This window comes from Armatimonadota bacterium, from assembly GCA_036504095.1.
GTDB lineage: Bacteria > Armatimonadota > DTGP01 > JAKQQT01 > JAKQQT01 > DASXUL01.
Map to the genome: position 1 here is coordinate 41,016 of DASXVS010000042.1, position 19,939 is coordinate 60,954.

General features: G+C 60.1%; 18 protein-coding genes and 2 pseudogenes. 1 reads left to right on the plus strand and 19 read right to left on the minus strand.

Annotated features, from left to right (window positions below; translation table 11 throughout):
- Position 1: 1 nt before the first annotated feature.
- The 14 genes and pseudogenes from VGM51_08635 to VGM51_08700 all read right to left on the minus strand — a co-directional run bounded on the left by VGM51_08635 (position 2) and on the right by VGM51_08700 (position 12,387).
- Positions 2-154: an RHS repeat-associated core domain-containing protein gene (locus tag VGM51_08635; GenBank protein HEY3413111.1), complete on the minus strand. Its 153-nt coding sequence runs from the start codon at positions 152-154 to the stop codon at positions 2-4.
- A 127-nt stretch (positions 155-281) separates the two neighbouring features.
- Complete coding sequence (locus VGM51_08640; protein ID HEY3413112.1) at positions 282-959, minus strand: SMI1/KNR4 family protein; 678 nt, start codon at positions 957-959, stop codon at positions 282-284.
- Between the two features lie 193 nt (positions 960-1,152).
- Positions 1,153-1,830: pseudogene (locus tag VGM51_08645) on the minus strand (RHS repeat-associated core domain-containing protein).
- A gap of 699 nt (positions 1,831-2,529) precedes the next feature.
- Positions 2,530-3,072, minus strand: a pseudogene (locus tag VGM51_08650) (RHS repeat-associated core domain-containing protein).
- Positions 3,073-3,139: 67 nt separating this feature from the next.
- Positions 3,140-3,532 carry a hypothetical protein gene (locus VGM51_08655; GenBank protein HEY3413113.1) on the minus strand — a complete coding sequence of 131 codons (393 nt, stop codon included), beginning with the start codon at positions 3,530-3,532 and terminating at the stop codon, positions 3,140-3,142.
- Positions 3,533-3,572: 40 nt separating this feature from the next.
- On the minus strand, positions 3,573-4,226 hold the full coding sequence (locus VGM51_08660; GenBank protein ID HEY3413114.1) for an RHS repeat-associated core domain-containing protein: 654 nt from the start codon (positions 4,224-4,226) through the stop codon (positions 3,573-3,575).
- A gap of 611 nt (positions 4,227-4,837) precedes the next feature.
- The gene (locus tag VGM51_08665; GenBank protein ID HEY3413115.1) at positions 4,838-5,230 is read right to left on the minus strand and encodes a hypothetical protein; all 393 of its coding nucleotides are present in this window, start codon (positions 5,228-5,230) and stop codon (positions 4,838-4,840) included.
- 343 nt (positions 5,231-5,573) lie between these two features.
- The gene (locus VGM51_08670) at positions 5,574-6,221 is read right to left on the minus strand and encodes a hypothetical protein (GenBank protein ID HEY3413116.1); all 648 of its coding nucleotides are present in this window, start codon (positions 6,219-6,221) and stop codon (positions 5,574-5,576) included.
- A gap of 60 nt (positions 6,222-6,281) precedes the next feature.
- Complete coding sequence (locus VGM51_08675; GenBank protein ID HEY3413117.1) at positions 6,282-7,007, minus strand: RHS repeat-associated core domain-containing protein; 726 nt, start codon at positions 7,005-7,007, stop codon at positions 6,282-6,284.
- A gap of 1,623 nt (positions 7,008-8,630) precedes the next feature.
- Positions 8,631-8,777, minus strand: coding sequence for a hypothetical protein (locus VGM51_08680; protein ID HEY3413118.1), 147 nt, complete (start codon positions 8,775-8,777; stop codon positions 8,631-8,633).
- A gap of 454 nt (positions 8,778-9,231) precedes the next feature.
- Positions 9,232-9,888 carry an RHS repeat-associated core domain-containing protein gene (locus VGM51_08685; protein ID HEY3413119.1) on the minus strand — a complete coding sequence of 219 codons (657 nt, stop codon included), beginning with the start codon at positions 9,886-9,888 and terminating at the stop codon, positions 9,232-9,234.
- Positions 9,889-9,953: 65 nt separating this feature from the next.
- Positions 9,954-10,145 (minus strand): hypothetical protein, encoded by a 192-nt coding sequence (locus VGM51_08690; GenBank protein ID HEY3413120.1) that lies wholly within the window; start codon positions 10,143-10,145, stop codon positions 9,954-9,956.
- 58 nt (positions 10,146-10,203) lie between these two features.
- On the minus strand, positions 10,204-11,127 hold the full coding sequence (locus VGM51_08695; GenBank protein HEY3413121.1) for an RHS repeat-associated core domain-containing protein: 924 nt from the start codon (positions 11,125-11,127) through the stop codon (positions 10,204-10,206).
- A 234-nt stretch (positions 11,128-11,361) separates the two neighbouring features.
- On the minus strand, positions 11,362-12,387 hold the full coding sequence (locus VGM51_08700; protein HEY3413122.1) for a Gfo/Idh/MocA family oxidoreductase: 1,026 nt from the start codon (positions 12,385-12,387) through the stop codon (positions 11,362-11,364).
- A gap of 99 nt (positions 12,388-12,486) precedes the next feature.
- On the opposite strand from VGM51_08700, the gene VGM51_08705 reads away from it, so the two are divergent.
- Positions 12,487-13,158, plus strand: a complete 672-nt coding sequence (locus VGM51_08705; GenBank protein ID HEY3413123.1) for a phosphoribosylanthranilate isomerase — start codon at positions 12,487-12,489, stop codon at positions 13,156-13,158.
- A gap of 53 nt (positions 13,159-13,211) precedes the next feature.
- On the opposite strand, the gene VGM51_08710 is transcribed toward VGM51_08705, so the two are convergent.
- The 5 genes from VGM51_08710 to VGM51_08730 form a co-directional block, all read right to left on the minus strand.
- Positions 13,212-13,904, minus strand: a complete 693-nt coding sequence (locus VGM51_08710; protein ID HEY3413124.1) for a PEP-CTERM sorting domain-containing protein — start codon at positions 13,902-13,904, stop codon at positions 13,212-13,214.
- A gap of 308 nt (positions 13,905-14,212) precedes the next feature.
- Positions 14,213-15,541 carry a hypothetical protein gene (locus VGM51_08715; GenBank protein HEY3413125.1) on the minus strand — a complete coding sequence of 443 codons (1,329 nt, stop codon included), beginning with the start codon at positions 15,539-15,541 and terminating at the stop codon, positions 14,213-14,215.
- A gap of 306 nt (positions 15,542-15,847) precedes the next feature.
- Positions 15,848-17,986, minus strand: a complete 2,139-nt coding sequence (locus VGM51_08720; protein ID HEY3413126.1) for a glycosyl hydrolase — start codon at positions 17,984-17,986, stop codon at positions 15,848-15,850.
- 8 nt (positions 17,987-17,994) lie between these two features.
- Complete coding sequence (locus VGM51_08725) at positions 17,995-18,762, minus strand: prepilin-type N-terminal cleavage/methylation domain-containing protein (protein ID HEY3413127.1); 768 nt, start codon at positions 18,760-18,762, stop codon at positions 17,995-17,997.
- A gap of 42 nt (positions 18,763-18,804) precedes the next feature.
- Positions 18,805-19,893: a LacI family DNA-binding transcriptional regulator gene (locus VGM51_08730; GenBank protein HEY3413128.1), complete on the minus strand. Its 1,089-nt coding sequence runs from the start codon at positions 19,891-19,893 to the stop codon at positions 18,805-18,807.
- Between the last annotated feature and the right edge of the window lie 46 nt (positions 19,894-19,939).

Sequence of the window (19,939 nt, forward strand, 5' to 3'; positions counted from 1 at the left end):
GTTATGACTGCGCCGCCAGTCCCCACGAATCGCTTCCGTTCACCGGGTCCCCGCCCACGTAGCCGTACAGGTTCACCCCGCCGTTATAGCCGATGGGATCACGCGTCAGCCAGCGGCCGGTGGCGGGATCGTAGTAGCGGTGGCCGCAGAGCACCAGGCCGGTTTCCTAGGGTCTTGTGGTAAACCGCCTGGATACTACAGAGGTTGAGACTCCCTTGGAACGGGCTTATGCTAGATTGGCATTTTATAGCCCTATGCACAAAATGCAGCCTCTTCAAGATTCATTCGATCGCATCCGGATTGGGCGGTGACGCCAGAGTTTGCTGGAGCGCGATGATGAGCTCTTTTTCAAGGGGTATTTCGTCCCCGTCAATCTGATCCAAGAGGTATACCTTGTCATCGGGATTATCTTGACGATAACCCAAAGCGTAACGAGAAATGTCATCCTCCGCTACGATAAGGTATAGGCCGTCTGGTTGAACGACGCTTCGTACCCGTGTACCGAAAAACCTCCATTGGCCGCAACGAAAGCCATTGGTCTCGCGAAGGAGAGCAGAATAGTCAGCAGGAATCGGGCGCGTAAAACGTGCAGAGAGCTCATCGAAGTCACTTTCAGAGGCCGGTCCGGCTATTCCCGTTGGAGGTAGTGCAAACCCAAGCTGGGACAGATCCGAACTCGGGGGCACGGGTGTTGTACTCCTGTCGATCGATTCTGCACGGATTTGTGACATGTCGACAAGAACAGATGCTGTACAGGTGATGGCCGCTCCCCTCAGTCGACTTGGTGACCTTGAGAACTCAAGTGAGGAGATTCGACCATTTGCCGCAACAACATCACATCGCAAAGGTGGAACGCCTGGTGATTTTACCTGCACGCGAGCAAATGCGACCTCACTTCGTTGATCAAAGAACAGAGGAAGATGCTCACGTGAGGTTCGCGTGAAGCCCATAATGACCATTCTATCCTTCGCGCTGCGACTCAAAGTGTCGATTAGGAGGACTTGGGACTCCAGAATGGAGCCAGCCGTGCCCATCGACGATCTTGCGGCATTCAGGACGCTCGTTTCATAATCTCTCAACGATGCGCTGCCGAACCGTACCTTCCGCCAAAGTCGGTCAACAAATTCATTCAGCATGGATTACTGGCTCTGATCATCGGTTTGCCACATTTTCAGCACCACCCCACCCTGCTCCAGCCGCACTCCCGTATATCAGGCGCGGTACTCTATCGATCTGCTGCAGGATTGGATGCCATTTGCTTCCCAGCTCACGGCAACCCTTCGGGTACCTATACGCGTCGTGTAGGAAGTGCCTAGCAGGTGTTACGAAGTTGCCGTTCAGTTTTGATCTCCCGAGGCCCTTTACGCATCGTGGTGCCCGCGCTAGAATCTTCTTCACAATGCGATTCGGTACCCAATGTGAGAACTCCTTACACGCCTGCTTGGCGCCGGCCGCTTTGAGCCCACCCGCTACCCCAAAGGCAGCCGAGTGAACGAAGCCTGTGGCCTCGCCTCCTCGGTACCACCCGGAGTCGGTGTTCACAGCCTCGTTCGCGTCCCCAACACCCAGCACCTCCCCAACGTACTTTCTAGCGATCTTTGTACCGCCCAGGGTCAACGTGTCGCCCCAACCTGCGATGAAATTGGCAGCGTTGTCCAGCCCATCTAGCCCGCTTGGGTCGCTCCAGTTCACCGGGTTCCCGCCCACGTAGCCATACAGGTTGATACCGCCGGCGTAACCGATAGGGTCCCGCGTCAGCCACCGACCCGTAGCGGGATCGTAGTAGCGGTGACCGCAGAGGATGTAGCCCGTTTCCTGGTCGGTGTAGTAGTTCGTGTAAGCGCCCCACTGAGCCTGGTAGCTACCCGATCACTGGGCCGGCGTGCCTACGGTGTGAAACAAGCGACCAAACAGGCTGTATACTTGCCCTCAGGCATCTGATGACAATCATAAGCAGGGTAGTGCAGCCAACCAGTCAATGCCGATGACGGAACATACTGACCGCAAGCACTCTACGTTCCACTCAAGCACAGCGTGCCAATCTTCGAAGCACGGGCTTACGACGAAGCCCACTTTGTCTTCAAACTCATCCACCGTCATCCTTGCTCCAATGAATGACCGAATATTATCGACCAGTTCAGATAGCCGCATTCTGGAACTGCCCTTTAAGTCCCCTTCCGTAAATAGCCAAACTGGATCGATTCTGAGTAAGGAGCACAGCTTGGATACTTCGGCGAGAGAAAGGCAAGTCTCCAGTTCATCGTCGAAAGTCTCCAGATCGTAATACGATGGCACACTAATCCCAAGTGCGGCTGCGACTTCCCTTTCGGTCTTGCCCGACAGCTCACGAGCTAGTTTTAGCTTACTTCCGAGGGAGCCCATTTATACCTCCAAGTGCCGTCAGATCCGTCGGCATATGCGTTGCGCTTTGCCTCGGGCAACCGCGGGTCACCGCATGAGGCACCCTGATCTGCGACCCCCATATGTCAGTCCGCTAGGTAGAGCATTCTGACACGTATTCAACGGGCGTCACGCCTTAGTATTTGGTCGTTTTCCGCCAGCCTTGTAGTATGTTTCTGGGAACCAAATACAACTGAGATCGAACGTTGAACCAAACGTAGCGATGATTTCGGTAACCACTGCCCTAAAGACAGGGACTCGCGGCTTGGGCCAAGGGTCATCGGCAGATTGGTCATTTTTGGGAGGCCGTTTCTGGTTAGGCCACGGCTTCTTCGCGTTCGGCGGATATCTCCCTCCCTTATCGCAGTCGTAGTGATCCCAGTGGCCGTTGTCTTCCGGGTGCGGATACCATTTGGCACGTGATTTGGGATTCTGGCAATAATCTCCTCGTGAATCTGAACCCGTTGGCCAATTGCGATTCCAGCCCGGCGGACGCCTGCCCGGCTTCGGAAGATACGGATCCAGTCCGCTCGGATCGATCCCGTTCACAGGGTCGCCGCCGACGTAGCCGTACAGGTTGATCCCGCCGTGGTAGCCGATGGGGTCCCGGGTCAGCCACCGGCCCGTAGCGGGATCGTAGTAGGGGTGGCCGCAAAGGATGTAGCCCGTCTCGCTGTCCGTGTTCGTCGCCGTTACCGTGCCCGCCCATGGGAGCTGCCCAAATCGGTCGGGACCTTCGTTACCTCATGCGAAAGAACCTCGGCAAAATGACTGCAATCCCGATCATATATATAACCCACGTGGCGCCTGATGATGCGAGCGTCGAACGTGGTGTGCGCTGGCACGCGAGCAACGCCGTCGCCGCCATCGCCCATACAATGGCGAATCCGTAATAGAACGGGCGCGAAACGATGAACCGCCGGTCGGATTGGGGTGTTTCTACCTGAGAGCTCTCACGCCGATTGGAGAGGACATATGCGCGCATAACGTAGACGTCCCAGACCGCCACGATCAAGAGCACTATTGGAAGGACTACTGCGCCCGACACACCAGCGGTGATCGCGACACTAAACCCCAGCATGGCCACCAGCCCGCCCACAATCCACAACTTTACTGCATCAGATCTCAGCATCAGCTACGCCTTACCCTCGATTGGCCGAGCACTTCGCCAACTAGCCAAAGTGCTTGCGCCAGATCAGCTTCCCCCAGTTAACCAGTTGACCCGCAGTTTCAGTGATGTCCAACTGAAGGCTAAAACTCTTTCCTTGGTTGGCGACAGCACCAATGCAGCCATATTTCGGACTAATGCCGTACTCCATTTCCCTATATGGGAGTTCCATATAGGTCCATGGTTCGAAAAAGTTGATATAGCTCGGATATACTACTCCCCTCGCATTCACCCCGTCCGGCCAAGAGACGCACGCTGAACCGCCATGTGCGCCAGCGAGCGCTGCGTACGCGTAATTGGACCTCGATACTCCAGTTCTGAGGGGAGATTTGGGATCTGCCCAACCGTTGAAGGTCGGGCCGGCCGAAGCCCCAAGCCCGTACCCGCTGTTGCCGTTCACGCTGAGACGCAGACCGATGTGCGTGCCCCCGCACTGAGTATGGTCCGTGACGACTCCACAGTCGGCTCCGAGACCGAAAATGGCCGCGAAAGCGTTCACGCTTACCCCAACATAGCTGCCTTCGAATCCGCTCGGGTCCGCCCCGTTCACCGGGTCGCCGCCAACGTACCCGTACAGGTTGATGCCGCCGTTGTAGCCGATGGGATCGCGGGTAAGCCAGCGGGCGGTTGCGGGGTCGTAGTAGCGATGGCCTTGCAGGCGTTCGTGGTTACAGCGACTTCGCTCCGTTTTTCAGGAGTCGCAATCCGTTTGGGCCTTGCGACCTTCTTCGCCCGGACGTGCCCGCACAACCATATACAGGTGAAGCACCAAACCCAGGAGCGCTCCGCTGAACATGTTCGGGACGAAGGTATGCATTACTATCCACCAAACCTGGTCGGCGGTCGTTCCTGGTGGTTGCCCGGCCAACGTGCCCGCCCTAAGGACTCGCCATGCCGAGACCGCGAGGCCGGACACGACGGCGCCACCAGTTGCCAACGCGACCGCCCGCGCGAATGACCATAGGGTTGATCGCGCGTGCAGAATGGCTAGTTCGCCGCACGACACGATGATGGCGCCTGCCAAGCCTGCTACGGCACAGCCAGTGATCGCAACAGGATACGGGCTTTCACCGGGCTCTGAAGCAACGCAAAACCATCCCCAGAAGAGCCAACCCAGGGGTATACCCATCAAAGCGCCCCATAGGGCCCCGAGCAGACCACGTCCGAGGACCCAGGCAGCCATACGCCAGAAAATGGGTGGGAGGACGGGCCAATCAAATAGCTCGCGCGTCAACCCATCAGGAAGCACTCTTTTGAATAACATACGTGCTACTGTCCTTCCGGACCTTCCGCGGCGCCATTGAACTGGTTGAACAGCGATTTGGGCGTCTCAACGCTTTGCGTATTCCTTGAGAACCCGGGCATAATGGAACTCAGTTTGTCGCGCGCCCAGTCAGCGCAATTGTATTCCTGCGCATCATACAAGGGATGCGGCCCTATAAAAGCCCCCCGAAGCTTCTTCACATCTCCCCTGGTGATGGAAACCGGATTCGATACCTTTCCGGTAGGCTTCTTATGCGTTTCCACAACGGCTCCCGGCCCTGTTGACTGCGAACTGCACATGTCCGCCGGCTTTTGAGGGTAGAATCCCCAGTAGCACGAGTGCAGCATGCCCTTGTCATCGTGCCACTCGACCTCTATGGTGACGTGGCTACCGGTCAAGCCGGCCGGCCCCCCTTCAGACTGGATAAGGCGCACCTTTTCTAGCCCCCAGGGATCACTCCCGTTCACCGGGTCGCCGCTCACATACCCGTATAGGTTGATACCGCCCTGGTAGCCGATGGGATCGCGGGAACTGGACGATGGAGGTTAGAAGATGGATGTTGGACGATCCAAAGACCGACAGCCAACCTCCGCCACTATACCTAACCGTAGCCGTCAAAGCCCACTCCTGTGGCGATACCGTTCGCCCGATTGTAGTTCGCATAGGCGCCTGTCGGATCGAACCCGCAGAACGCTTTGCCGCGGTTTGGCGTCATTACCGACGAGAGGAACCGAGAACGAGCTACGGATTCTCCTCGTACGACCGGTTGAGTTCGTTTGATAGGGTGAGCTCTTCGGCGATCATCTCTTCCGGAACCGGTATGTTCAGATAGTCATAGTCATCGTGGGTGCCGATACCAAACCGCACGCGTTCTCGCGCGGCGTTGAGGCACTCAGCAGTCAGTTGCTCACCAAACACCCGCACAGCCTCCGGCGTCGAAATGATCTTGAAATATACAAACTCACGAAAACCCGATTGGCAGGCCGGCCCATCCTGCCAATCGGTGGCAAGCCATGTGTGGACGATGATGAAAGAACCACCCAGGTCGGGCTCACGTGCTTCCACGCAAACTTTCAGCCAAAAGTTGTCAACGAAAGCCGACAACGCCTGGTCCAGGAGGGGCACACCGGATTCCGTGAAAGGCTGCTCCGGCAACCCTCCCGGTGGGATCTCGCGCACTCGAGCAAACGCTCTGGCTAACCGGTAAACTGTCCTGTCCAGGAGCTCCCAGTTAGCCACAGTGTAACGGCGCTCATACCGGTCAGTGCCAGATTGAAAGGCGATATTGTACTCAAATTCCGCCGTCTCCGGCGATGCGGGGACTGGCGCCACCTCCAGGTATACGTCGCCATGTATCTCCTCGCCGTCACGCCAGTGCAGAATAGCCATCGGATTGCTTCCCTCCAAACCGTTTTCGAGCCGCAGTTCAGTCAGACACGAGTTCAGCGCCTACCTGCCAGCGGCCCGACGCTGGGCTGCGATCTCGTCTGCCTTTTCCCTCGCAATTCTGTTCAGCTCTTTCCAACCGTGATTGGGATTGTTCCCCTTGTCGCAGCCCTTGAACTTTGCCTTGGCGCTCTCAATAGCCCGCTTGATTCGCTCTCTCAGCCCGGGATCGTTAGGTGGGAGACCGGCTCCACTTAGAGCATTCGAAATCGCCTTATGAGCCGCTGCATTCGCAGCCGTATTGTCACCTTGCCGCATCTTCTCCTTCGCCGCAGCCAGTGATCCGTGCGATGCTAAGGCCGCCGATGGAATTGTTGGATGGAAATGGTCCCATATCGCCAACCCACCACACACGATTACGCCAACCCCAGCTGTAATCACAACGGCCCCGTCACCAACGGGATCGGCAGGCCCTCCGCCGACAATCTCTTCAGCCACGGCAGCTCTCAAAAAGAACTGCCCGGCCTCGAGCGCGAGAGAAGCGCTATACCCGCTCGGGTCGCTCCCGTTCACCGGGTCGCCGCCCACGTAGCCGTACAGGTTGATGCCGCCGTTGTAGCCGATAGGATCGCGGGTCAGCCATCTGCCCGTTGCGGGATCGTAGTAACGGTGCGTCATCAGCACCAGGCCCGTGCCGGCGTCTGTGTAGGCGCCCCACTGACCCTGGTAGCCGAACGGTGCGGCGATGGTGTGGTTGCCTCCAGAAAAGGTCTCGTGCAGTTGGATCACCAACTCATCTGTACCGGATAACCGGGGAATTCCAATTCCTTCAGAGTCGACAGCTTTCGTAGGAACCGGCCTTCACAATCAACGAGAACCAGGCCGCTGCCTCCAGGCGCACCCTCATCGCTTTGAAGGATTGCCATCCGCGTCCCATCAGGTGCGTATGCTACCACCTCGAAGATGGCCAACCGTGCCGACATGAGGATTCGGCTTGTGTGACTGGCGAGATCGTAGCGTCGAATGCTCTTGCCCCCTTGGCGGAAAGGACCTTCAATCACGGTCAGAAATCTCCCATCGGGAGACCATGCTGGGCTCTCTCCACGGCCTAGTCTCTGGCGCTTCCTGCCGTCCGGCCGCACGATCCATACGTCGCTGTGATGCAGCGAATGCCCAGCGCTGTCCTTTCCCATCACCGTAAACGCAATGCTGTCCCCGAGCGGCGACCATGCCACGCTACAAAACCCGTTTGGAAAGTCACTACTGGTGGCAAGCACTTGCCGGGCCCGCGAGGTCAAGTCATATACAGTTAACCGCTCGTTGCTCGCGATAGCGACACGGCGGCCATCAGGCGACCAGGCAACCGATCCCAGGTGAATGTCATGCAAAGTGTCATCGTCCGGTTCAGGCAGATCAGTACCCCGCCCGAAGGCTTGCTTTGCCCCATTGTACGGGTAGACGGCGAAGCCAGCGGGGTCTACCGTCAGCACTCGCCGGCGGTCCGCCGACCAATGCACAGTTATCACGCTGCCGCCCCTTGAAAGCGCAGCTAACTTTCGATTCGGAAGCGCCGAGGCTTTGACACCGAAGACAACCGATGGATTCGTTCTCGTTCCGTAGAAGGGATCAACAACGAGAAGAATCGGAGTACGGGCCGATACCTGGCGAGCCTTTGAGTAGACATTACGTGCATCGGATGCCGCGGCCACTTGAGGTAGCACCCCCGGCGTAACGAACACACACAGGATGACCGTCACGGCGTACAGCCAGGGCCGATTCGCCGCCAACACCCAGCGTTCGTTCGACTCTGGCCGTTCTGGTGTCCGCGTCACGCAAGCTGTGCTGCCTGAAGTGCCTGACGAGCTACTTGGTATCATCTTTCGGCCTTCCCCATACCTGAACCCAAGGCAGAATGGAACCAATGCTACGGTACACATGCCTCTGGGGTTCGTGACCGCCTAGAGATGCCTCGTAGACGATATAGACAGTTGTGCAGTACGTCCTACCCTTCTTGCCTTTCCGTCTTCTAGCTTCGGTCCCCCCAAATATGCTGACGTGGCCGTGTCCGTCTGTTACCAAAACGTCCCCTGATTGCATCGTTCCATCGCTAATCTTGCCCTGTGACCAACGCTTATTGGTCTTGATGTAGTGCGAGATACTGCCAGAGCCAACGCTAGGATAACGGTTGTCATCTTCACCCACAACGTAGTGAGTAAACCTTCCACAGTCCGTAGTGTCTACTCGGGCGTTTGGGTCGCGTCGATAGTGATCGAGATTACTAATCGCGTCTCTGGCCCGGTTGAGACGTTCTGCTGCTGTCAGCCCGCTCGGGTCGCTCCCGTTCACCGGGTCCCCGCCCACGTAGCCGTACAGGTTGATGCCGCCGTTGTAGCCGATGGGATCGCGGGTTAGTCATCTGCCGGTGGCGGGGTCGTAGTAGCGGTGGCCTTGCAGGACCAGGCCGGTCTCGCTGTCCGTATAGCTGCCCCACGCGCCCTGGTACTGGAACGGGGAGGCGATGGTGGGGTTCCATCGACCGGAGACGCGATCAGACACCATCAACACTGAGCCTGAACAACGTCGGGATACCCTATCGTCCATGCGATAAGCTGATAATCCGACCATCCCATTTGGAGATTTTGGCCTCAGCGACCCCGCCCTTGACAATCACCCACCCGAGGCTAGTCTTCCCCACTGGGCCTCTGTACGGGAATGTACCGGTAACCGTCCAGATATCGCCGTGCAACCTGGCTCTGAATGGCTTCTCCCTGGCGATTCGGCCCGCTCCCAATAGCGGTATCCATACGGCCTCCGCAACCCGCTTGGCGGTCGCCGCGTCGGGCACGTAGCCTTCCGTTGGACCGTGCCAGCCCTGTGGTTGCCTGCCGTAGGCTGTTGTCAAAGGTATTAGGGCGCATGAGAACAGCACCATCACGCACACCCGCACTATTCGCGTCGATTTCATCGCGTCCCCCCCAAATCAGCTTGACCGAATCAACCGTCGTTATAAGAACTACTTTGGAGCGACCGTCCCTACCACGATTACGCGCCCTGGCCCCTTCTTCTTGGGATCCGGATCGTATCGCTTGATCTTTCCTTGCGGTGTACCCAGGAAACCGGGCCAGCCGTTCGTCGTGTTGTCTTGTTTGTCGGTAGGTGAAAAGTTTGCGTATTCACCAGGGTTCCATTTCGGGCAATTTCCGTGCGTATGGTAATCCGCAGCCGCCCTGTTCGGATTGGTATCCAACGCAGCTCCGCCATCGGTGCCCATCAATGGCACTGGAGCCGTGTAGGAATAGGAACCATCCCTATTCTTATAGATAAAACCTGCGTATTCCCGATCTTCTCTGATTGACTTCGGGTTAATGTCCCGTATCGCCTGCTTTCCACACGCGTTCAAAGATTTATACTTGTCGCCTGGCTTGAGTCCACTGGGGTCGCTTCTGTTCACCGGGTCTCCGCCCACGTACCCGTACAGATTGATGCCGCCGTTGTAGCCGATGGGATCGCGCGTTAGCCATCTGCCGGTGGCGGGATCGTAGTAGCGGTGGCCACACAGCACCAGGCCGGTGGTGGTCTCCGCGTCGGTGTAGTAGCCCCACTGGCCGCTGTAACCGTAAGGATCGTTGTTCGGGTTGCCGGCCAACCTGGCGCCGTACGCGTCATAGATGTCGTTGGTGACGACGTTCTTGCTTTACGCGGCTACGACCGCGGATGGCTACGCGTCTTGGCGCTTCAGTTAGCGTTGGGTGGCCCGCCCCTCCATTTCATCACAAGCACGCGTACGCCGACGCACACCACGGCGAAGGTGAGCACCACAGCGGGTCCAGATTCGCTGATGACTGGGATGGACGTCAGTGCCATGAAGAGCACGAAGATGATCCCAACTGTTATGAACGCGCCCACCCAGTCATAGTCTTTCCACACCGAGGAGATCTCCTTTGTGCCCAGTAGCAGAGGGAGGCGCTGCTACCGGGCATAGAGGTTAGCGACCCATGAGCTGGCGCTCAGTCTGGCTGCAGAAGCCGCTCCACCATTCTGCCACGTTCGAACACGCATCGCGAAATGTCTGTGAAATGTTCAGTGTTGCCGTAATCTGCTTGCACGCCACGATCCCTGCGCCTTCGGTGGGGCCGAATTTCGCACCACCCGAAAACGTCAAATTGTATAGCATATCGTACACATCCTCTACTGTGTTCAGGGCGCCGGGCGGGAAACCCGCGGTGATCGAACCACCACCAAGTAGACCGCCGAACACTGTCACGCTGTTACCAGTTGAGCAGCCCGACTGGATAGTGCAGTTACCGGAAGCTGTCGCACCAACACCCGGCCCTGCGGAGTATCCGAGGGCAGGACTCTTCCAGGGCACGCAGAACCCACCCCCCACGTATGCGTCGACACCTATGTCCCCGTTCGTGTCATACAGGATGTCCACACCTAAAAGGCCACCAATGCCCGGCAAACCGGCGACTCCTCCCAGGCCAAGGCTGCCTACACGCCCTCCCCCCTTCGCGCTATACCCGCTCGGATCACTCCCGTTCACCGGGTCGCCGCCCACGTACCCGTACAGGTTGATGCCGCCGCTATACCCGATGGGATCGCGCGTCAGCCACCGGCCCGTTGCGGGATCGTAGTAGCGGTGGCCGCAGACCACCAGGCCGGTGGTGGTCTCCGCGTCGGTATAGTAGCCCCACTGGGCGCCGTATTGGAACACGTTGGTGTTGCCGTTCAGCTGGCGCGCGCCAAACGCGTCGAAGCCTATGTTCGTCGCAACGCCGGACGTGATCTGGTTGGCCGCGTTGCCCTTGCTGTCGAACATGTAGAACGTGCTGGCGGACCCGACGCGACGCGAGACGAGGCCATCGGCGCCGAAGGTGTTCACGGCAGTGACCGTTCCCGATGCGTTCATCTCCACGATGGGCTGTGTGCCAGGGTAGTGACCTTCATCGAAACGAACCTCCTCCGAGCGAAAGAGGCGCCGGGCAACACGTCGTCGGGTTGCGGAGCGCGAAGAAGCATAACGTTCACTTGCTGGAAGGGTATGGCGGCGTTATCGATATAGTCAATGCATATATGTTGAGACCCGATTCCGGTGTGGACGGCTGGAGGTCGGGATTGGCTCCAACCCCCAGCCTCTAGACCATCACTTCTGCGCCACCTTCACCCACGCGTTCGTCTTCGCGCCTTCGTAGGCCGCTTCCATCACGGCCACGCGGGCGGCGGCTTCGGCGGGCTTCACCAGGTTGTCGTGCGGCTTGCCTTCCAGAGCGTCCAGGAACTGGGCGATCGGATGGACACCGGCCGGCGGAAGGTCCTTCCACGGCTCTTTCCCGTCGGCGTTCGGCACCTTGTCACTCTTGAAGTAGAACTGGCCCTTGAATATGGCCGCGTGGCCTTCGGTGCCGCTGATGAGGAGCGTCAGCGGGTTGTCCACGTCCAGCCACCCGGCCGCCAGGGTGCCGATGACTCCGCTCTGGAATTTGAGGAGCGCTTCCCCTGTCTCATCGCAGCCCGGATAACGGTCGGTCACGGCGCGGATCTCGGCGGTGGCGGCTTCAATGCCGCCGAGAAGCCACATCATTACGTCCAGGGTGTGGGTGCCCAGATCCCCGAACGCGCCCACCCCGGCGATTTTGGGATCGGCCATCCAGCGGTAGTCGGTGTCAAACCAGCCGCCCAGGGAACCGTTGTGGCACGTGGAGCCGCGCACGCGGGTGATCTTGCCGAAACTCCCCTTGGCGATCTGTTCCTTCAGGAAAAGGTGTTCGGGCAGCGTACGCATGAAGTAGCCGGTGGTGAAGATCACGCCGGCTCTTTCGATGGCGTCGGCCATGGCGAAGCTCTCCTTCGCCGTACCGGCGAGCGGCTTCTCGGCGAAGATGTGCTTTTTCGCGGCGGCGGCGGCGGGCACGAGATCTATATGGCGGTCCGTTTCGGAGTATATCACCGCGCCGGCGATTTCGGGATCGCTCCAGATCGTTTCGAGGTCAGTTGCGACACGGGAGCCCAGTTCGCCCGCGTATTTCGCGGCGCGGCCGGCGTCGTGATCCCACACGGCCTTGACGTTTATCCCGGGGCGTTCCTTGACCATCCTCACGAATTGGGGCGTGTGGATATGCGCCGCGCCGACCAGCGCAACGCTGACTACCTTCTCTGTGGCCACTGGCATTTCTCCTCTGTGTGACAATTTGCGCGTGCGCCCCGTCTCCGGGAGCGCGCATCACTCCATAATATGGCGGCAGACCGCCACAAAATGGAGGCACACGGAATGGACGCCACGCTGCGCCCGAGAATCAAGATCTGCTGCATCGGCAGCGAAGAGGAGGCGCGCCTGGCCGTGCTCTGTGGCGCTTCCGCGCTGGGCTTCGTGTCGCACATGCCCAGCGGTCCGGGCGTCATCTCCGAGGAGTTGATCGCCCGCATCGTGCCCGTTGTCCCGCCTGGTGTGGCAACCTTCCTGCTCACTTCGGCGCAGACCGCGGAAGAGATCGTCGCCCAGCAGCGGAGGACGCGCGTGAACACCATTCAGCTGTGCGATTCGCTGGATGTGCCGGACTACGCCGCGATGCGGGACGCTATGCCCGGAATATCGCTGGTGCAGGTGATCCACGTGACCGGAGAGGCCTCCATTCGCGAAGCCGTGGAGGTCGCGCCGCACGTGGATGCCATCCTGTTGGATTCGGGCAACCCCGCGCTGGCGGTGAAGGAGCTGGGGGGCACCGGGCGCCGGCACGACTGGAGCATCAGCCGCCGCATTCGCGAAGCCGTGGGGGCGCCGGTTTACCTTGCGGGCGGGTTGAGGCCGGACAATGTGCGCGAAGCGATCGCGCAGGTCGGCCCCTTCGGGCTGGATGTATGCAGCGGCGTACGGTCGAACGGGCGATTGGATGAGCGCAAACTCCGCGCGTTTTTGGTGGGATGCACGACGGACGGCGGCTGACGGGTTTGATACCCATCAGCCACCGTCCGATCAGTGTGTTATGCCCGGGTGTTTCAGTGCTTGCGGTTGCGGCGCAGGCTCAGCAGGCCGACAGCGCTCGAGGCGAACAGCGCCAGCGTGGAAGGTTCGGGAACGGGCGGCGTCTCTTTGACGGCCGTGACTTTCACGAAGCCCTTGTCCGCAGCATTAGTAATCCATACATTCGGGCCAATGGTCTCGAATCCGTACTGAACGTGATGTCCCGCGGCGGTTGTCTGCAGGCCGATGTTGAATACGCCCGGAACGAGCGGCGCGGTGACCGAGGTCCACGATGAGTAATCCGGCGCGAAGTCCTTGATGAACGCGACGGAGGTATACGGCGGCACCAGGGAGTTGGCCAGCACCTCGCCCGTAAAGTTGAGAAGCTGTCCGGGCAAGGTGGTGCTGTTTTCGACGTAGAAGTTGGCGTCCATGGTCTTGTTGCCGGTCCCATCCGCCTTGTACCAATACGCGTCAGCGAGACCATTCGGAGGGCTAATCGTATTCGGGCTCAGTGTGACCACCGGGCCGGCAAATGTGGCGCGCAGGTCCGCCGTGCCCCACGGGCTGCCCCAAAGGTATCCCCCTCCATCCGACGGAAGGCTGAATACGTTCATGTATCCGAGCCAGTTAGCGCTGGGATCGACCCCGACGGTTACCGACGCGTCGGCCTTGATGGCCGTGCCAAATAGGGCACAGATGGCGATGATTCTAACGAGTGATTTCATTTTCTGCATCAATCCTCTCTTTCTCGACAGGTTGAGAGCGCGGGTGACAGACGGATGCGGTGGCTTTTGGTCTGCACGGGCCCGGATCGATTCGAGAGTACTGCGGTCCGGTTCCGCGTGTTTGTCACTATTGCTCTAACGTGATTTCGCAGCACAATAGCTGCCAACCTGCGTGTCATGCGCGATCATGAGGTGATTGTTTCGGTATAAGATTGCGAAAGGGGGGCAGGAGAACCCTGCCCCCCGTCTATCGCGACTCATGGCGGATCCGGAATCCGGCCGTCGAGTCGGGGAACCGCCCTTGCGGCCTACGGATTTGGATCCTTGGCGTTCACCTTTCGAACGATACGGAGGACGTCGGTGAGCTGGATGCCGGCAGGGGTTTCGATGTCAAACCGCGTTACATCCGCCGCGGTCGCCGCGGCCAGCCCTCCCCACTCTTTGAGAGCCGTGACCGCTTCGGCCACGGTGTACGGCACGGCGGCCGCGGTCATCTGTGCGCTGCCCAGTGTAGCAACGTTCGCCAGCTGCGCGGGCGGGCCCTTGGTGTCGAAGCCGTACTGCACGTGGTCGCCAGGGTGCGTCTGCAGTGTGACGGTAAACGTCCCGTTGACCAGCGGCGCCGTCGCTTCGGTGAACGCGGAATAGCCGGCGTTGAAATCCCGAACGAAGGCGTTGCAGGAGTACGGGCTCACCAGGGTGTTCGCCAGTCCCTTGCCGGTGAAGTGCACGAGCTTCCCTGGCAGCGTTGTGTCATTTTGCACGTAGACCAGGGCTTCGAGGGTCCTGTTAGCGGAATACCCGCCCGGGCCCGAAGGGTCGACTTTCCACCATAAAGGGTCCAGTCCCGGAGGGTTATTGACGGAGATGCTGGTATTAGGGGATGTCGTCAGGACGGCCCCGTTCCATGTGGCGGGAAGGTCAGCCACGGCCCAAACGCTTCCTCCAATGTACGCTCCGCCGTCGGTGGGGAGGCTGAACCAGTTCATGTAGCCGATCCAGGCCGCCGCCGGGTCCAAACCCACGGTTACCTCTTCCACCGGTGAAGAGGTCGCCGTAATCTGCACGGATCCGAGTCCGGCAACCTCGCTCAAGCGGGCATTCGGCCCCTTTGTGGCGAATCCGTACTGAACGTGGTCCCCCGCCGTGGTCTGAAAGTGAATACTGAACGGACCGGGGACAACCGGAATTTCCACGCCTGTATGGGTGGAGAAGTCCGGGGCGAAGTCCTTGATGAAGATGACGGAAGCATAGGGGCTCACGAGGGTGTTCGCGATGACGTTGCCGGAGAAGGTCACATCCTTGCCCGGCAGTGTGGTGCTGTCTTCAACGTAGAAGAGAGCTTCCATGATTTTGTTGCCGGTGCCCGGGCCGGGCCCGGTCCACCAATAGGGATCGAGCGGGTTAGTCGCGTCGATGTTGGTGTTGGGGGTCAGGGTGAGCGTCGTGCCGTTGAAAGTGGCGGGAAGGTCGGCCGTGGCCCATGCCGAGCTGAAGGCGGCGGCTCCGGACAACTCCGTGACATTCATGTAGCCGATCCAGGCCTTGGTGGAGTCCACACCGACGGTTACCTGCGCGCTCGCTCCGGCGGTGCCCAGCAAGGCGCAGATGGCAATGTTTCTGATCAGTGATCTCATTTATTCCTCCATGTTGCGTCGTTCTCAGCGAATGTACGAGCCTTCCTGAGTGTCAGGAGCGCTTTATTGTTCTACATCCGCAATATCGATTTCCGCGTTCGACGGCATCGCCCTCGACGAACGTTCCAACCTGCTCGTTCGCGTCGGCGGCGCCGGCGTTCTGTTTTCACGAACCGGCCATCGGGTGTAGCCGGGAGATGCCTGTGACGATCTTCAGCGCAGATTTGGAGGTGGAGGTCTGTTCTGCCGTTCGATCGCTACAGGGGGAGTTTGGAATCTCTCCCGCCAAAATGCGCGGGAGAAGGGTTATTCGTTCTTCGGTAAGCTGCCTCCGGGCTGCGCGTCCAACGGGTGGCCGGACACCAGGCGTGTCGCGGTCGCAGCCAGGTTGGCAGTCCGCACGGAATCAATCAGGTCCCATTTAGGCCTGTCGGTGATATCCACCAGGCCAAATGCATAGTGCTCGCCAATCACCAGATTGGCGCCCGCTCCCGGGCCGCGCCCCGTGACGGGCTGGTCGCGGTATTGGAAATAGCCCGCTCCCACGCAGTACGGGTTGGCGGCCGCGTCGTGAAGCCAGCGTCGGTAATGCCCGGCGGCATCGCGGTTGTCCTCCGTGGACACCGTCGAATACACGCCGAGGCCCCGCCGCCCATTTTCAAACGGCGGAAACGAGAACTCGCCGCACAGGATCGGCTTGCCCGCTTCCCGCATCCAGCGGTCCATATCAGGGGTCGAGAACGTCTCCGAATACAGGTCGTAGCCGAGGACATCGCAATGCGCGGCCGCGAGCGCCCAGTCCGACTGGTTTTCCCACCACCACGGCACAACCCAGAAGCCGAAGTAGAGATGGTTGGGATCCAGGCCTTTGACGGTTTCGTAGAGGAAACCGTAGTACTTGTCGGCGAATGTATGCCGCATCAACTCGACGTCGGCGTCGTTCGGTGCCGGCGTGGATGCGTAAAGCTCGTCGCGGCTGCCGGCCGTGATTTTCCATGCCGTCGCGGCCGCCGAGACGTCGCCGCTATAGGTCTTATCGAGGCAACTGTCGATGATCGCCCTCTTGGCGGGCGACGATGGCTTCGAGAGTATCCCGGTGATCTCCGATTTCAGGATGATCTCGTCGCGCTCATTGCCGACCGACCAGCCTACCAGCCAGGGGTCGGTCTTTCGCGGCTCGACCTGTTTGCGCAAGGTTTCTTTGAAGGCCGCCTGAACCGCGGGGTCGAACACGTCCGGGTGCGCCGCCAGGGTCGGCACGCCGGGATAGTAGATCACGGCGATGTTCGGCGTTTCCTCAAGGGTTGCGTCGGACCACTTGGACACGCCGGTGAAGCCCCACGCGTCGAGGCGGCGCCTGATCGCCGGCGCTGTCTTTGCGTACCAATCCGGGCCGTATTTACGGACCATGTTGGCGGTGTAGAACGACACGTAATCGACATTGTCGTTCCAGCCCCACGGGCTTTTCGCCCAGGCCTGTTCGAAGGCCCCATCGCGGGGCGGCAGTTCGGCGAAGAGGTATTCTCGGCCGGTGACCGGGGTGCGCTCCCACGCCGCGCGGTCCACGGTGCACAGGCCAACATAGAACAGCGGATTGCCTTCCGGCGAGAGCATCCACCAGTATCCGTTCCGTTTGGTGACGCTGAAATAGCCGGATTTTCCGCCGGTCCAACCGGCGTCCGTCCGGCCGCCGAACCGATCGAGGCGCGTGGAGCGCACCCATTTGCCGGTATGCGAGGCTTCGTCGGCAATGGCGGCCTTCAGGTCCGCGTCGCTTTTGACTTTACCCGGGAACTCGGAGTGGACAGGCTGCCCGTAGCGATCCACGAACGGCGCCAGCGTCCGGATGTCCGGCGCTTTCGTCAGGCGAACCTTGGCGATTACGGTGAGCGTCTCGCCGGACCGCGTTGTCCAGGCGATGCGCTTCGGCGACTGTGGTTCAAACATCCGAAGCGCCAGCGTGCCCGGGGTTTGGGCAGGCCAGCGCGCATCCGCCTTGCGTCCCGTGTCCGTTCGGAGCGAGAGGGACGCCTCGTTCACAAGGTATTCGGCCGGGCTGTTCGCCCATCCGGGCGTTCGGAACGAATCCGCCTTCACTTCGGCCGGTTCGAACGCGCCTTTGCTTTCGCCGATGAGGACGCCGTCGAGGAAGACCGTCGCCACACCCGGCGAAACGACCGCCTGGATCGTGTAGTCCTTGTCCAACCGCCACGCGGGCGTGTGTTCGATGTAGCGCCACGCCTTGCCGTCGCCGATTCCCAGCACGATTTTCAAGGTGGCAAGGCGAAGCGGTCCATCGGGAGCGCTGTTTTCCAGATTCAGCGAGAATCCCTTGCAGCGCTCGAAGTCGTTCTGCTGGGCCAGCCAAACGCGGTTGTCCGATCCCCTCGCGTTCATCGCGAGCGTAGCGAACAGTACCGCGGTTATCGTGGGGCGGCTCGACACCGGGGTTCTTACCTGTACTCGGGCAGGAGCTGGGCGGGCATGTCCGCGTAGTTCTGGGCGCAGGCCACGCTGTAGGTTGTGGCCGGGTCAGGCGACCACATCTGCTGCGGCACGTACGTCTTCGCGAGTTTCATCGCCTGCACGTGCGTGTCGGCGAAGATGAAGTTGACCATGCCGCTGTGAGTGGTGAATCCGCCTTCGGTGTCTTTCAGGCCGGTCGCGTTCCCATGCTGGCGAATCCAGTTCAGGAACGCCTGGTTGCCGGAATAGGCGCGAAGGTCTGAATAGATGGAGCGCGATTCGACGAAGAGAATGGTCCCTGACGGGCTTTTAAACGCGGAGGTCGGAATGCCCCTGTTCTGATAGGTGGGGTTCACATAGAAGATATCGCCATTGTACGCGTACGAACGAGGGAACCGCCCGCACTCATCGCCATAGCCCTTACCGGACGCCCCAGTAGGAGCCCAGGCGAACCGGTTGCTGGGGCAGATCCATACGTCCTTGGACTTGATCAGCGGGTCGAGCGCGTCCTTCCAGGTGGGCGATCCCAGGTTCCAGTTGGGCGGGATTCGCTCGGGCGGGAACGTCTCATCGTTATCGTTTGAATACTGCGTGAGGGCGATTCCGATCTGCTTTTCGTTGTTGATGCAGACGGTGGATTTGGCCCGCTCCCGCGCTTTGGCGAAGACCGGGAACAGGATGGCGGCCAGGATCGCTATGATCGCGATGACCACCAGCAATTCAATGAGGGTGAACCCTCTCCGTTGATATTTCATGTGTCTAACTCCATTTGGGTATTCTCTGTCCCGGCCCTAGCGCTATGACATCAGCGGGCGCCCGGCGGGGGTGTCGTGGCGGATGGCCTGATCGGTCTCCGCATCGGGCGATCGACGTGCCCCGCACGACTCCCGAACGACGAGGCGCGTCCGCAGAATCTGCTCTTCCGATTCGTTCAATCCGGCGCCGTCCGCGCCGATGCTTGCCATCAGCATCTCGGCCGCTCGCTGCCCCATGCGGTACGTGGGCTGGTGTATCGTCGTCAGCGCCGGTTCAACGTGCTGCGCCAGCGGTATGTCATCGAATCCGACGACCGCGATGTCCTGCGGCACTCTCAACCCCGCCCGCTTGATGACCGCCATCGCCGCGATGGCGGACTGGTCGTTCGCGGCGAAAAGCGCCGTCGGGCGCGGCGATTGGGCGAGCAATTGCCTCATCGCCTCGCGACCGCCCTTCTCCGAATAATCGCCCTGCGCCACGAGACCCGGAACCACGCTCAGCCCGGCCTCTTCCATCGCCCGCCGGTAGCCCTGATACCTGCCGTCCGCGTCCGGCCGTCCCGCGGGCCCGGTTATGAAGGCGATGCGGGTATGGCCCAGGCGGATGAGGTGGCGGGTAGCATCGTAACCGCCGCCTTCGTTGTCACTCCCCACGCTCGGAACATCACGGTCCGCCGAGTCGCGGTTGACCACCACAAACGGCACGCCCGCTGCGCGGCAGGCGCTGATTGCCGTTTCATTGGATACCCCGCCGAACAGGACGACGCCGGCCACGCGGTTTCCGGAAACCAGACGCCGGTAGCCCTCCGTGGTGTCGTCGTGGTGGACCAGCAGGTTCACGTCGATGCGGTGCCGTCCGGCGGTATCCAGAACGCCGGAAGAGATCTCCGAGAAGTAGAAACTGCGGAAAGTGTGCGAGTAGTAAGGTATCACAAGCCCCAGCGTGTTGGGCGGGCGCCCGGTGGCCAACGCGACGGCCTGGGGGTTGGGTTGGTAGTGCATGGCGCGTGCGACTTCCAGGATGCGCGTCCTTGTGGCCTCACTCACCTTGCCCGCGTGTTTGTTGTTGACCACGCGGGAGACGGTGGAAGGGGACACCCCGGTTTCGTCTGCGATTCTTTGAAGTGACATGGTTCTTTTCCGCTTGCGCCGGCGACTGTGCCGACGCCTTAGTCAA

Excerpts from the sequence above, each read along its gene's own strand:
- VGM51_08715 (HEY3413125.1), bottom strand. The coding sequence starts at position 15,541 with ATGAGATCACTGATCAGAAACATTGCCATCTGCGCCTTGCTGGGCACC.
- VGM51_08680 (HEY3413118.1), bottom strand. The coding sequence starts at position 8,777 with ATGGTGTCTGATCGCGTCTCCGGTCGATGGAACCCCACCATCGCCTCC.
- VGM51_08640 (HEY3413112.1), bottom strand. The coding sequence starts at position 959 with ATGGTCATTATGGGCTTCACGCGAACCTCACGTGAGCATCTTCCTCTG.
- VGM51_08725 (HEY3413127.1), bottom strand. The coding sequence starts at position 18,762 with ATGAAATATCAACGGAGAGGGTTCACCCTCATTGAATTGCTGGTGGTC.
- VGM51_08655 (HEY3413113.1), bottom strand. The coding sequence starts at position 3,532 with ATGCTGAGATCTGATGCAGTAAAGTTGTGGATTGTGGGCGGGCTGGTG.
- VGM51_08710 (HEY3413124.1), bottom strand. The coding sequence starts at position 13,904 with ATGAAATCACTCGTTAGAATCATCGCCATCTGTGCCCTATTTGGCACG.
- VGM51_08700 (HEY3413122.1), bottom strand. The coding sequence starts at position 12,387 with ATGCCAGTGGCCACAGAGAAGGTAGTCAGCGTTGCGCTGGTCGGCGCG.
- VGM51_08695 (HEY3413121.1), bottom strand. The coding sequence starts at position 11,127 with ATGAACGCATCGGGAACGGTCACTGCCGTGAACACCTTCGGCGCCGAT.
- VGM51_08730 (HEY3413128.1), bottom strand. The coding sequence starts at position 19,893 with ATGTCACTTCAAAGAATCGCAGACGAAACCGGGGTGTCCCCTTCCACC.
- VGM51_08670 (HEY3413116.1), bottom strand. The coding sequence starts at position 6,221 with ATGGCTATTCTGCACTGGCGTGACGGCGAGGAGATACATGGCGACGTA.
- VGM51_08705 (HEY3413123.1), top strand. The coding sequence starts at position 12,487 with ATGGACGCCACGCTGCGCCCGAGAATCAAGATCTGCTGCATCGGCAGC.